The organism is Flavobacterium xylosi, assembly GCF_042787345.1.
Taxonomy (GTDB): domain Bacteria; phylum Bacteroidota; class Bacteroidia; order Flavobacteriales; family Flavobacteriaceae; genus Flavobacterium; species Flavobacterium xylosi.
Window position 1 is genome coordinate 68,791 of sequence record NZ_JBHZPZ010000012.1, and the last position, 13,195, is coordinate 81,985.

12 protein-coding genes are annotated in these 13,195 nt (G+C 35.2%); 2 read left to right on the forward strand and 10 right to left on the reverse strand.

Translation table 11 applies throughout. From position 1 onward, the window contains the following. Positions 1-158: 158 nt before the first annotated feature. Positions 159-3,011, reverse strand: coding sequence for a carbamoyl-phosphate synthase large subunit (gene carB / locus ACFX5E_RS11235; RefSeq protein ID WP_379855253.1), 2,853 nt, complete (start codon positions 3,009-3,011; stop codon positions 159-161). 157 nt (positions 3,012-3,168) lie between these two features. Further along, positions 3,169-3,330 carry a 50S ribosomal protein L34 gene (gene rpmH / locus ACFX5E_RS11240; RefSeq protein ID WP_007136275.1) on the reverse strand — a complete coding sequence of 54 codons (162 nt, stop codon included), beginning with the start codon at positions 3,328-3,330 and terminating at the stop codon, positions 3,169-3,171. 163 nt (positions 3,331-3,493) lie between these two features. Here rpmH and ACFX5E_RS11245 point away from each other — a divergent pair, with 163 nt between their 5' ends. Continuing rightward, positions 3,494-4,009 (forward strand): hypothetical protein, encoded by a 516-nt coding sequence (locus ACFX5E_RS11245; RefSeq protein WP_104000613.1) that lies wholly within the window; start codon positions 3,494-3,496, stop codon positions 4,007-4,009. A gap of 145 nt (positions 4,010-4,154) precedes the next feature. On the opposite strand, the gene mtaB is transcribed toward ACFX5E_RS11245, so the two are convergent. Beyond that, a complete protein-coding gene (gene mtaB / locus ACFX5E_RS11250) occupies positions 4,155-5,483 on the reverse strand; it encodes a tRNA (N(6)-L-threonylcarbamoyladenosine(37)-C(2))-methylthiotransferase MtaB (protein WP_379855254.1) in 1,329 nt (442 codons plus the stop codon). A gap of 391 nt (positions 5,484-5,874) precedes the next feature. Between mtaB and ACFX5E_RS11255 the strand changes: the two genes are divergently transcribed. Next, complete coding sequence (locus ACFX5E_RS11255) at positions 5,875-7,908, forward strand: S9 family peptidase (RefSeq protein ID WP_379855255.1); 2,034 nt, start codon at positions 5,875-5,877, stop codon at positions 7,906-7,908. A gap of 100 nt (positions 7,909-8,008) precedes the next feature. Here the strand turns inward: ACFX5E_RS11255 and ACFX5E_RS11260 are convergent, their stop codons facing one another. The 7 genes from ACFX5E_RS11260 to ACFX5E_RS11290 all read right to left on the reverse strand — a co-directional run bounded on the left by ACFX5E_RS11260 (position 8,009) and on the right by ACFX5E_RS11290 (position 13,191). Beyond that, positions 8,009-8,827 carry a Cof-type HAD-IIB family hydrolase gene (locus ACFX5E_RS11260; protein ID WP_379855256.1) on the reverse strand — a complete coding sequence of 273 codons (819 nt, stop codon included), beginning with the start codon at positions 8,825-8,827 and terminating at the stop codon, positions 8,009-8,011. Positions 8,828-8,868: 41 nt separating this feature from the next. Beyond that, positions 8,869-9,174, reverse strand: coding sequence for a type II toxin-antitoxin system RelE/ParE family toxin (locus ACFX5E_RS11265; RefSeq protein ID WP_379855257.1), 306 nt, complete (start codon positions 9,172-9,174; stop codon positions 8,869-8,871). Between the two features lies 1 nt (position 9,175). Continuing rightward, positions 9,176-9,421, reverse strand: a complete 246-nt coding sequence (locus tag ACFX5E_RS11270) for a hypothetical protein (RefSeq protein ID WP_379855258.1) — start codon at positions 9,419-9,421, stop codon at positions 9,176-9,178. Between the two features lie 34 nt (positions 9,422-9,455). After that, positions 9,456-9,674, reverse strand: a complete 219-nt coding sequence (locus tag ACFX5E_RS11275) for a DUF2007 domain-containing protein (RefSeq protein ID WP_113633582.1) — start codon at positions 9,672-9,674, stop codon at positions 9,456-9,458. Between the two features lie 16 nt (positions 9,675-9,690). Continuing rightward, positions 9,691-10,413, reverse strand: a complete 723-nt coding sequence (locus ACFX5E_RS11280) for a DEAD/DEAH box helicase (protein ID WP_379855259.1) — start codon at positions 10,411-10,413, stop codon at positions 9,691-9,693. A gap of 86 nt (positions 10,414-10,499) precedes the next feature. Next, entirely contained in the window at positions 10,500-11,663 is a 1,164-nt protein-coding gene (locus tag ACFX5E_RS11285; RefSeq protein ID WP_379855260.1) for a sigma-54-dependent transcriptional regulator, read from the reverse strand. Between the two features lie 211 nt (positions 11,664-11,874). Further along, the gene (locus ACFX5E_RS11290) at positions 11,875-13,191 is read right to left on the reverse strand and encodes an ABC transporter permease (protein ID WP_379855261.1); all 1,317 of its coding nucleotides are present in this window, start codon (positions 13,189-13,191) and stop codon (positions 11,875-11,877) included. Between the last annotated feature and the right edge of the window lie 4 nt (positions 13,192-13,195).

Here is a 13,195-nt window from a genome sequence, read left to right on the forward strand (position 1 = left end):
AAAAAGTTAGACACTATTTGGGGCATTTTTTATGGAAAGAAAAGTAGGAATAAGTTCGAATTGTGAATCTACTATATGCCACATACAAATCATTTGGAAAATATTACCCCACAAAAAAAGCCCCAAACGGGGCTTTTTACATATAACAAATTCAAGTTTTATTTACTCAAATACATTTTTCTTCTGGAGTACAATTCGTAGAACTGGTCGTCTTTCAAATCATCAATAAACAAGATGCTTTCTCCTGTTGATTTCATTTCTGGTCCTAATGCTTTGTTCACATTATGGAACTTGCTGAAAGAGAAAACCGGTTGCTTGATGGCATATCCTTTTAACTGTGGGTTAAAAGTGAAGTCGGTAACTTTATTATGACCTAACATCACTTTAGTTGCGTAGTTTACATAAGGTTCTCCGTAGGCTTTTGCAATAAAAGGAACTGTACGAGATGCTCTAGGATTCGCTTCAATGATGTAAACGATATCATCTTTTATCGCAAACTGAATGTTGATTAATCCAACGGTTCTCAAAGCCAACGCAATATTCTTGGTGTGGTCTTTTATTTGTTGCATCACAAATTCACCCAAATTAAATGGAGGCAAAGTGGCGTTACTGTCTCCAGAGTGCACTCCGCAAGGTTCGATGTGCTCCATAATTCCTATGATGTACACATTTTCGCCATCACAAATCGCATCGGCTTCCGCTTCGATTGCGCCATCTAAATAATGGTCTAAAAGCAATTTATTTCCTGGAATCGTTTTCAATAAATTGATTACGTGTTCCTCTAGTTCTTGTTTGTTGATTACAATTTTCATTCCCTGACCACCCAACACGTACGAAGGACGAATCAATAATGGAAAGTCTAAAACATCTGCTAAAGCCGAAGCTTCGTCAGCCGTTTCGGCAATTCCAAATTGTGGGAAAGGAATTTTTAATTCAGTTAACAATTCAGAGAAACGTCCTCTGTCTTCGGCTAAATCCAAAGCGTCAAAACTAGTTCCTATAATTTTTATACCGTATTTAGATAGTTTTTCAGCTAATTTCAAAGCCGTTTGACCACCTAACTGAACGATTACACCTTCTGGTTTTTCGTGTTGGATAATATCGTAAATATGTTCCCAGAAAACCGGTTCGAAATACAATTTATCGGCTGTATCAAAATCAGTTGAAACTGTTTCTGGGTTACAGTTGATCATGATGGTTTCGTAGCCACATTCTTTGGCGGCAAGCACACCGTGAACACAAGAATAATCAAATTCGATTCCTTGTCCAATTCTATTTGGGCCTGACCCAAGAACAATTATTTTCTTTTTATCGGTAACGACACTTTCGTTGTCAACATAACGTGTTCCGTCCGCTTTTTCTATTTCGGCTTCAAAAGTCGAGTAATAATAAGGCGTTTTTGCTTTGAATTCCGCCGCACACGTATCCACTAATTTGAATACACGATTGATGTTCATTGTAGTTCGTAACGTATGTACTTGACTTTCCAGACAACCTACCATGTGCGCGATTTGTCTGTCGGCAAAACCTTTTTGTTTCGCTTCCAACAACAATTCTCTTGGCAAAGAATCTACTTTATAGTTTGAAATTTCTTTTTCTAATGTATAAAGCTCTTCGTATTGTTTCAAGAACCACATATCAATTTTAGTGATTTCATGAATACGGCTCAAAGGAATTCCCAACGCGATAGCATCATAAATCACAAAAACACGATCCCAACTCGCAAAAGTCAGTTTCTCGATAATTTGTTCGTAGTTTTTATATCCTTTTCCGTCAGCACCTAAACCATTTCTTTTGATCTCCAATGATTGAGTGGCTTTATGCAACGCTTCTTGGAACGAACGTCCAATTCCCATTACTTCACCTACGGATTTCATTTGAAGTCCCAACGTTCTGTCGGCTCCTTCGAATTTATCGAAGTTCCAACGTGGAATTTTTACAATTACATAATCCAAAGTTGGTTCGAACAAGGCCGAAGTTGATTTGGTAATTTGATTTTGCAATTCATCTAAGTTGTAACCTAAAGCCAGTTTGGAAGCAATTTTTGCAATAGGATAACCTGTTGCTTTTGATGCCAAAGCCGAAGAACGAGAAACACGAGGATTGATTTCAATCGCCACGATATCTTCTTTATCATCTGGCGAAACGGCAAACTGCACGTTACAACCTCCGGCAAAGTTTCCGATGCTTCTCATCATCAAGATTGCATAATCGCGCATTCTTTGAAAAGTCGTGTCAGACAAAGTCATTGCTGGTGCAACGGTGATGGAATCTCCGGTATGAATTCCCATTGGATCCATATTTTCGATAGAACAGATAATCACAACATTGTCGTTTTTATCTCTCAAAAGTTCCAATTCGTATTCTTTCCAACCCATTAACGCCTTATCAATAAGGACTTCGTGAATTGGTGATGCTTCTAAACCTCTGGTTAAAAGTTCGTTGAAATCTTCTTTTTTATAAACAATAGCCGCTCCGGTTCCACCTAAAGTAAACGAAGGACGGATTACTAATGGGAAACCAAATTCCTGAGCGATTTCTTTTCCTCTAAGATAAGAAGTACATATTTCTGCAGGAGCAGATGGTACTCCGATTTTTTTCAAAAGCTGTTTGAATTGCTCTCTGTCTTCAGTAATATTAATGGCGTTTACATCAACCCCGATTAATTTTACTCCAAAATCAGCCCAAATTCCTTTTTCATCCGCTTCCAGACACAAGTTCAAAGCGGTTTGTCCTCCCATTGTAGGCAAAACAGCATCGATTTGAGGATGTGCTTTCAGGATTTCAATGATTGATTTGGTCGTTAATGGTTTCAAATATACATGATCGGCCATGGTTGGATCAGTCATGATGGTAGCTGGATTCGAATTTATCAGGATAACTTCGATTCCTTCTTCACGAATTGAACGTGCGGATTGTGATCCCGCATAATCAAATTCGCATGCTTGACCAATAACAATAGGACCTGAACCTATTATTAAAACTGATTTTATGGATGTATCTTTTGGCATTGTGTTGTAATTATTGTTTTGTGTAGTTGTTGTTTTTTAAGATCAAAGTTACTCTACTTTAAACCCTTAGCGGTAAATCTTATTCTTTTTTTAACGATTAGGTATAAAAAAAGGCGATACTAAAAAAAGTAACGCCTTATCTATGTTTATACAAACATTATTTTTTGTGTCTTGGTTCACAAGAAACAGTCAATTTATGTCTTCCTTTAGCTCTTCTTCTAGCAAGAACTTTTCTTCCATTCGCAGAAGCCATTCTGTCCATAAATCCGTGCTTATTTCTTCTTTTTCTTTTCGATGGTTGAAACGTTCTTTTGCTCATTGCTTTGTATCTTTAAAATCTTATTTATATGTCTTCCTATTTCGAATAACTGTTATTCTAAAACCGAGTGCAAATATACAAAGACTTTTTTTTCTCGCAAGCAGTTTTGTAAAAATATTTTCAATTCATTTTACTATATTTGTGATCTTAAAATAATCACACTATGTTTCACAGAAATATTAAACTTATTATCGCCGGACTTATTATAGCTACTGGCATTTGGCAAATGACCGAAGGAAATATCGGAAACGGAATATTCCTTATATTATTGAGTGCAATTCCTATTTTTCTTTACTTCAAAAACGAATTCATCCTTTTGGCCTTCTTAAAATTAAGAAAACAGGATTTTGAGGGTGCTAAAAAATGGCTAGCATACATCAAAAACCCGGAAACGGCTTTGGTACAAAAACAACAAGGATATTTTAATTACTTACACGGAATCATGCTTTCGCAAACGAATATCAATCAAGCGGAGAAATATTTCAAGAAAGCAATTGAGCTTGGATTATCTATGGATATGGATTTGGCTGTAGCCAAATTAAATTTAGCCGGAGTTGCCATGACACGCCGTCGTAAACTAGAAGCGACTTCTTTATTGAATGAAGCCAAAAAATTAGACAAACAGAATATGTTGAAAGATCAGATCACAATGATGAAAGATCAGATGAAAAAGATATAATTTAAACAACTATTAAAAAAGGGTCAAATGATACACATTTGACCCTTTTTTTAGTTTATGCTTATAAGTCAGATATCTATAAACCCACTTATATTTTCTTAAATCCCTTAATGGTTAAAACTTATGTGACTCGCATGTTTAGCAATTAAACCAAAGCCGTAACAAAATCCATTCGCACACTTCCATCTTCGTCGATTTTAGTCAAATTGATTTCGTGTAATGTATTTACTAATTCCGGATTCCAAGGTGTTTTTACTTTCACATAATTTTCCGTAAAACCGTGAATGTATCCTTCTTTATTTTCACTTTCGAACAAAACGGTTCTATTGGTTCCCAACTGACTTTCATAAAAAGCACGACGCTTCTTAACCGATAATCCACGCATCATTTTGCTGCGCTTGGCGCGGACATTTCCAGGAACAACACCTTCCATTGCTGCCGCTTCTGTATTATCCCGCTCTGAATACGTGAAAACGTGCAAATATGAAATATCCATTTCATTCAGAAAATTATACGTCTCCAAGAAATGCTCGTCGGTTTCGCCAGGAAATCCAACAATCACATCTACTCCGATACAAGCGTGAGGCATAACTTCACGTATTTTATTTACTCTTTCGGTATATACTTCGCGCTGGTAGCGACGTTTCATCAACTTTAGAATATCATTACTTCCAGATTGCAGCGGAATGTGAAAATGCGGAACAAAAGTCCTGCTTTTCGATACAAATTCAATTGTTTCGTTTTTCAATAAATTGGGTTCGATAGATGAAATACGCAAACGCTCAATTCCTTCTACTTTATCCAATTCTTGAACTAATTCTAAAAAGGTATGTTGGTGTTTTTTATTGCCAAATTCTCCTTTTCCGTAGTCACCAATATTTACTCCGGTAAGAACAATTTCCTTAATATTTTGGGCCGAAATTGCCGCCGCATTTTGAAGGACATTTTCTAATTCATCACTTCGTGAAATTCCTCTTGCTAACGGTATCGTACAATAGGTACATTTATAATCACAACCATCCTGCACTTTCAAGAAAGCGCGGGTTCTGTCACCAATGGAGTAACTTCCCACATAAAAATCAGCTTCCGAAATCTCACAAGAATGCACTTCGCCCATATCGTTTTTGGACAAATCATTAATATAATCGGTGATTTTGAACTTTTCAGTTGCACCAAGAACTAAATCCACCCCATCAACCGCAGCTAATTCCTCCGGTTTCAATTGCGCATAACAACCTACCGCAGCAACAAAAGCCTTACTATTTAGCTTCATTGCTTTTTTTACAATCTGTTTGAATTGTTTATCTGCATTTTCAGTTACCGAACAGGTATTTATTACATACATATCAGCCACTTCCTCAAAATCTACACGATCAAAACCTTCGTCCTGAATAGAACGGGCAATCGTTGATGTTTCCGAAAAATTCAGTTTACAACCCAGCGTGTAAAAAGCAACTTTTTTTCTATTTTCCATAAAATCGCTCAATTAATGAAATCGTTGTCAAAAAATTGAGGTTGCAAATTTACGAACAAAAAACTTTAAAATGAAATCGTTAATTTACAAAGAAAAAGAACAATTAAAAACTACAACTACTTTCGCAATTGTGGTCATTTTCAAATGTTCAAATTGAATTACTATCTAATTTTATTCCTTCCTCCACTTTTTAGTTTCCTCAAAAAGGTGTTCTAAAACAGCTACTTTTTTTATTTTTAATTTTGACAATCAAATACTTACAACAATTTGATATGTATTTACAAAGACGAAAGGAAAGTTTACAAAGAAAACCCAAGAAAAAAAAGATAAAATTTTGTAACTTTTTTCTGCAATCAATAACTAATCTTAAAACCATTTAAAACTTTATTTTATGAAAAAAACCATTCTACATCTTGCACTATTTATTATCACGGTTAATGTTGCAGTTGCTCAGACAAAAACCAACAAAACCGAAACTCCAATTTTGGACCGAGAGTTGTTTTTTGGAAATCCAGAAATTACTGGAGGGCAATTAAGTCCCGACGGAAAATTTATTTCTTTTATGAAGGAATATGAGGGAATAATGAATATTTGGGTCAAAAAAATTGACGAATCGTTTGAAAAAGCTAGACCACTAACTAACAGTAAACGTCCGATGCAAGGCTATTTCTGGTCATACGATGGCAAATATATCTTGTATATTAAAGATGAGAATGGGGATGAAAACATAAATATCTTTGCCGTTGACCCGATAGCATCAGCAGAAGCAAATAAAGTTCCTGTGTCCAGAAATCTAACCCCTCTAAAAGGAATTGCGGCAAGAATAAATTTGGTCAGCAAGAAAAATCCTGATTTGATGATGGTATTATTAAATGAAAGAGACAAGGCTTGGCACGATTTGTACCAACTTAAAATTTCTACGGGCGAACTTACTAAAATATATGAAAACAAGGAAAGAGTTACCGGTTTTACCTTTGATTGGGATGAAAACCTGAGGGTTCTTTCTAAAACTGATGATAAAGGAACTACCACAGCATATAAAAAAGAAGGGGATAAACTAACTCCAATTTATGAAACATCAGTAACAGAGCAAGCTTATATTGCCAGCTGGACACCAGACAACAAACAAGCCTATTTTGTTAGCAATAAAGGAGATTTAAATCTTTCTACTTTACTTTTAATGGATTTAGGAACTCAAAAAATCACCAAAATAGAAAGCGACCCAAAAAGCAAAGTTGATTTTGGTGGGCTTTCCACAAGCGATATAACCCACAAAATTATTTTCACTTCTTATGCGGATGATAAAACCACCTACTACTGGAAAGATAAAAACTGGGAATCTAGCTACAAGTTTTTACAATCGAAATTCCCGGGGAGAGAAGTAAGTTTTCAAAGTTTAACAAAAGATGAAAAGAAATTATTGGTAACAATTTCTGGAGATAAATATGCTGCAGAAGTATATTTTTTCAATATGGACACCAAAGAATTGCTTTTGCAATATGTATCAAGACCAGCTTTAAAAAAGGTAGAACAGTATTTAGCAGCAATGACACCTATAAAATATAAAAGTAGTGATGGTTTAGAAATTTCAGGATATTTAACGCTTCCTGTTGGTTCAAATGGCAAAAATTTACCCGTGATAATGCTAATTCACGGAGGACCAAAAGGACCAAGAGACAATTGGGGCTACAATTCAATCGCCCAATTTTTGGCAAATAGAGGTTATGCGGTTTTGCAACCTAATTTTAGGGCCAGCGGTGGTTACGGAAAAAAATTCCTGAACGCCGGTGATTTGCAATGGGGAAAATTGATGCAAGACGATATTACTTGGGGTGTAAAATATTTAATTGCCCAAGGAATTGCCAATAAAGATAAAGTTGCCATTATGGGCGGTAGTTATGGTGGTTATGCAACTTTGGCAGGACTAGCTTTTACTCCAGACTTGTATGCTTGTGGTGTTGATATTGTTGGTCCAAGTAATCTTTTTACTTTAATAGAATCGATTCCGGCTTATTGGGAAGCTGCAAGAGCTTCATTATATGGAATGGTTGGTAATCCAAATACAGAAGAAGGTAAAAAAAGAATGCAAGAAGCAAGTCCATTGTTTAGTGCCGATAAAATTGTAAAACCTTTATTGATAATTCAAGGTGCAAACGACCCTAGAGTTAAAAAAGCCGAAGCTGATCAAATTGTTGTTGCTTTGAGAGAAAAAGGAAAACAAGTTTCATACCTGCTGGCTGATGACGAAGGTCACGGTTTTAGAAAACCTGTCAACAGCATGGCTATGTATGCTGAAACAGAAAAATTCTTGGCGGGAATTCTTGGTGGAAAATACCAACAAGATATGCCAGAAAATATAGCCAAACGTTTAAAAGAAATAACTGTTGATATTGATATGGTAACTTACGAATCTAAAAAGGAATAATTTTTTTTAAATTAATCAGCGAGAAGGAGTTGTTTTTTTTCAACTCCTTCTTGTTTTTTTAACCTGGCAAACCTAACTGCATGCGTTTAAAATCCGCTCTTTAGAATGAGGATTTTTGGTTCAAGATAAATCGTCTCACCACCTCAGCAACTCCATGATCATTATTTGAGGCCACAACAACATCTCCTTTGTCCCTTAATTCCGGATCTACATTATCTACCCAAACTCCTAATCCCGCATACTCTATCATGCTCAAATCATTCCCGGCATTTCCTACCGCAATAATTTCGCTTTGATGTATATTTAGCTTTTCAGCCAAAAATTTCACACTTGCAGCCTTATCAATTCCGTTCTGAGCCACTTCCAGGAAAAAAGGTTTTGACATAGAAACACTTAAATGTGGCATTGCCGCTTTCAAATCCTTTTCTACTTCTTTTAGATAACTTGGTTCTTCTAATAAAATACATTTAACTGCAGAAGAAGTCACAGCATGCTTGAAGTTTGGAACTTTAATATGCTGCAATCCGGTAATATTTTTTTCTATGTCAATATATTCCGAATCCGTTTCGCTGACAATTTTCCCCTCTATATAGGTAATAATGTCCGTTTTGCTTTTTAAACTGTAATCATATAATTCATGAATTTGTTGTTGCGTCAACATTTGTTCAAACAACACTTTATCTTCTTTTAAATCCGTAATTACAGCTCCATTAAAAGATAACATATACGAATTATTGGTATCCAATTCTAATTCTTTGGCAAAAGCAGTCATGGCTAATGTGGGCCTGCCCGAAGCTAAAACAACATAGACACCCAATTCCTGAGCCTTAAACAACATTTCTTTATTCTCCTTCGAAATTTTATGATCATCAGTCAACAAGGTATCATCCATGTCTACGACCAACATTTTATATTTCATTTACTATTTTTTAAAAATTAGTACTTTCAAATACCACAAATTCACAAATTACTTTTTAATTCAATTGAATATTGTCTGGTGTCAAAAATTTGAAGAATACGAATTTCATTTTTAGAATGAATTTTATAGATAACTTTATAATCTCGAACAATCATTCTTCTGAAAGGCTCTCCTAAGAACTCATCCACTTGATATTGTTCAACAAAATGAATGTTTTTACTTTGAGCCACAATATCTGTAATAACATTTTTTGCTCCTTGAGGAGATTTTAACTTGATAAATTCAAAGATTAGTTTCAAATCAGCTTTAGCTTGATTATCCCAAAGTATGGTAATTGACTTTTGCATATTACCACTTCTCGATTTCTTTTTCTAGATCTTCAATCCTTGTATATTCTCCTGATGAAATTCGTTCATCAGCTTCTTTAACCATATTAATGTATTCTTCTTTGTCAATTGGATAACCACTAATAGTATGAGCAACAACTTCTTTATCTAAAACAGATTTAAGAGCTATTATTTTTTTTAGTTTACTTTCATCATTAATATGAAGCAACCAATCCATCAATTCTATTTTTTTTGCGGCTATGTTCATCTTAAAGAGTTATTTGAACAACAAATGTACAAATTTAAATACTCATTCTAAATTCTTCGATAACTGGATTTACTTTTGCAAATTCTGTTTCCTGAACGAACAATTCAACCGCTAAATCCGAATTTCCAAAACCGCCCAATCGAGCAGATTGTATATTATTTTTGACCACTACATTTACTCCAATTGCTTCGATTTTTTCTTGTAAAGCCATTGCTAGAATTTCACTTCCCGAAAACACTTTCATTAATCCCATCTTATTCTTTATTTAGTTATTTATTGCCGTTTTCTTCATCACCTTCTAACTCCTCAAAATCACCATCTTCTTCCGCCTCCAAGTTTTCTTCCTCTTCGAAATCTTCATCCTCTTCATCTTCATCTTCTCCATCAAAATCGAATTCAAAGGGCTCCACTAGCATTTTTTCAGCAAGAACTTCTATTCTTTCCGTAAATTGTTCCGAGAAAATAATACGTTGGGTTCTGACTATGCTATTCGAAATACGCATAATTTTTGTTTCATGACGTAATTTCAAAATTGGGTCTGCATCATCTAAAATTAACATTTTCAATCGGTTTACATTAAATCCAGCTGTGGTAAACATTTCACTTAACTTATTTGGAGTCCCAATCAACACGTCAATTCCGCTGGAAATATAATTTTTATCATATTCCATATCTCCTTTATCATGAACACCATAGACTTCTAAATTAGAATACTTTCCGTATTTTTCAAAAAGCGATTCCATTTCCAACACTTTCGCTTTATCTTCGACAATAATCAAAGCCCTTGGTGATTCTTCGGTTGCGCCTGCCAATCTCTGAATCACATTCAGCACAATTGTTGTTGATTTTCCGCTACCTTTTGGAGCAATAATGATACAATCCGAACCACTTTTCAGTGTCGAAAATGTTTCTTTTTGCATCGCATTGGCTTCAGTCAAACCGTTCTCAATCAAGGCTTGTTGTAACTCTTCGTTTATTTTTTTTAGTTTCATTTATTTTAGATTGAAAGATTTAAATATTCAAAAATTAAAAGATTACTCCGCAAATTTTTAAATTATTCAATCTTTAAATTATTTAATTATTTCGATGCGAACAGCTTCACATCATTCTCGGAAATTTCGCTTCCGCCAAGGATAATGAGGCGCTCCACCACATTTCGCAGTTCACGGATGTTTCCTGTCCAATCGTATTCTTTCAATAAATTAATTGCTGCCGCCGAGAACTTTTTAATTGTATTCCCTTGCTCGGAGGCAATTTTATCTGCAAAATGCGAAATCAACATCGGAATATCATCCCGTCTATCATTCAACGATGGAACTTTTATCAAGATTACAGCCAAACGATGGTATAAATCTTCACGGAAACGACCTTCTGCAATTTCTTTTTTCAAATCTTTATTGGTAGCCGCAACGACACGCACATCTACTTTGATGTCTTTATCAGCACCCACTCTGGTAATCATACTTTCTTGTAGAGCACGCAATACTTTTGCTTGCGCCGAAAGGCTCATATCTCCAATTTCATCCAAGAAAATGGTTCCTTTATCAGCAGCTTCAAATTTTCCTGCGCGGTCTTTCACAGCCGATGTAAACGCTCCTTTTACGTGACCGAATAATTCGCTTTCTATCAATTCACTTGGAATCGCAGCACAGTTTACTTCGATTAAAGGAAAATTAGCTCGTTCACTTTTTTCGTGTAGTTGATGGGCAACCAATTCTTTTCCGGTTCCGTTTGGTCCGGTGATTAAAACTCTGGCTTCAGTTTGCGCAACTTTATCAATCATCAATTTAATGTGATTGATTGCTTCGCTTTCACCAATCATTTCGTAGTTTTTACTGACTTTTTTCTTTAGAATTTTATTTTCTACAACAAGCTGTTTTTTATCTAAAGCGTTGCGAACCGTATTCAATAATCGGTTTAAATCCGGTGGTTTTGAGATATAATCAAACGCACCCAGACGCATCGTATTAATTGCCGTTTCCATATCACCATGGCCTGAAATCATAACCATAGGAATTTCGGGTTTGATTTTTTTGACCGCTTCAAGGACTTCGACACCATCCATTTTTGGCATTTTTATATCGCACAAAACGAGGTCGTAGTCGTTATTTTTTATTTTTTCATAACCTGAAACACCATCTTCGGCTTCTTCAACCTGATAGGTGTCATTTTCTTCGGAAAGTATTTTTGTAAGTACTCTTCGAATAGCGGCTTCGTCTTCTATGATTAGTATTTTTGACATATTTTTTATTGTTATTTAGCCCCGAAGGCACAAAAGCAAATAGTTTTTAGTTCTAATTAATAGACACCGTTTTTGAAAAACTGATGCCCTAGCCCCGATTATAGTGGAAATCCTTTTTATTTTTTCTTAAAAATAAAAAGATTACAACGGAAAGCGGGAAATAGCTCCATAAATTAATTAAATTTTAACGGAAGCAGAAACGAACTATAATTTAATACTTCAACCATTTATATAATTCGCTCCAAGTTGGTTTTTTGCCATACATGAGTATTCCTACTCGGTAGATTTTTGCTGCAAACCAAACTACGGAAAAGAAGGTGCCAAATAATAGTGTTACCGATATTGCTATTTGCCACAAAGGTACGCCAAACGGAATTCGCATAAGCATAACAATGGGTGATGTGAGCGGAATCATCGAAAATATTATTGCAATTGTTCCGTGTGGATCATTTATAACCGTAAAAAATCCTATATAAACGCTCAGCATTAATGGCATAATGATAGGCAGAAGGAATTGTTGTGAATCAGTTTGATTGTCAACAGCAGCGCCAATTGCGGCATAAAATGAACTGTAAAGAAAATACCCTCCAATGAAATAAATCACGAATCCACCCAGAATACTTCCTATGGGTAAATTCCATAATTCTTTGATATACATTTGGGCAGTTCCAGCAAATTCTTGTTGAGCACTTTGCATTATTTCAGGTGAAATTCTGGCTGTTGGTCCTACATTTACCCCAAAAAATACGGACGCTGCAAACATTAATGATAGTCCGATTATTGCCCAAATAAGAAATTGCAATAATCCTGCCAACGAAGTTCCTATGATTTTCCCCATCATCAGCTGAAATGGCTTCACAGAGGAAATAATAATTTCGACAATGCGATTTGTTTTTTCCTCAATAACGCTGCGCATCACCATATTTCCATAAATGATGATAAACATCATGATGAGATACCCGAAGGCTCCGCCAATTCCTATTTTTATTTCGTTTAATCCTTTTACACTTTCTTCGCCAGAGGCTTTTGCTAAACTGATATTCACTTTTGATTCGGCATTTTTTATGGCTAAGGTGTCAAGATGTGCATTTTCGAGATTTGTTTTGGTCAGTTTTTTTGCAATTATATCCTGAACATTTTCAATGAAAGAAATACTCGGACTGTTGTTTGAAATAAACTGTATCTTATTTTCAAAATCCTTTGTATTTTTTTCTTTTGGGATATATAATAATCCTTCGTAGCTTTCATTTGTGATGCTGTCTTTAAGAAATTTCAAATCAATCAAAGACAAATCTAGGTATTTATACTCCCCTTTCTTCGTGTTTTGCGAAGTGAATTCTTTGGCAAATAAACCTGACTCGTCATGAATTGCAATTCGTTTGGTATCCGCTTTCATGGAACTCAAATACCCGACAAACGCCGCTATTCCAACGAATAATAACGGACTTAGAAAAGTCATTACAATGAAAGACTTATTATGAACTTTGGAAATAAATTCTCTTTTTATTATTAATGAAATGATGCTCATTTAG

Coding starts and splice junctions, on each gene's coding strand:
- carB (WP_379855253.1), bottom strand. CDS start 3,011: ATGCCAAAAGATACATCCATAAAATCAGTTTTAATAATAGGTTCAGGT.
- rpmH (WP_007136275.1), bottom strand. CDS start 3,330: ATGAGCAAAAGAACGTTTCAACCATCGAAAAGAAAAAGAAGAAATAAG.
- ACFX5E_RS11245 (WP_104000613.1), top strand. CDS start 3,494: ATGTTTCACAGAAATATTAAACTTATTATCGCCGGACTTATTATAGCT.
- mtaB (WP_379855254.1), bottom strand. CDS start 5,483: ATGGAAAATAGAAAAAAAGTTGCTTTTTACACGCTGGGTTGTAAACTG.
- ACFX5E_RS11255 (WP_379855255.1), top strand. CDS start 5,875: ATGAAAAAAACCATTCTACATCTTGCACTATTTATTATCACGGTTAAT.
- ACFX5E_RS11260 (WP_379855256.1), bottom strand. CDS start 8,827: ATGAAATATAAAATGTTGGTCGTAGACATGGATGATACCTTGTTGACT.
- ACFX5E_RS11265 (WP_379855257.1), bottom strand. CDS start 9,174: ATGCAAAAGTCAATTACCATACTTTGGGATAATCAAGCTAAAGCTGAT.
- ACFX5E_RS11270 (WP_379855258.1), bottom strand. CDS start 9,421: ATGAACATAGCCGCAAAAAAAATAGAATTGATGGATTGGTTGCTTCAT.
- ACFX5E_RS11275 (WP_113633582.1), bottom strand. CDS start 9,674: ATGGGATTAATGAAAGTGTTTTCGGGAAGTGAAATTCTAGCAATGGCT.
- ACFX5E_RS11280 (WP_379855259.1), bottom strand. CDS start 10,413: ATGAAACTAAAAAAAATAAACGAAGAGTTACAACAAGCCTTGATTGAG.
- ACFX5E_RS11285 (WP_379855260.1), bottom strand. CDS start 11,663: ATGTCAAAAATACTAATCATAGAAGACGAAGCCGCTATTCGAAGAGTA.
- ACFX5E_RS11290 (WP_379855261.1), bottom strand. CDS start 13,191: ATGAGCATCATTTCATTAATAATAAAAAGAGAATTTATTTCCAAAGTT.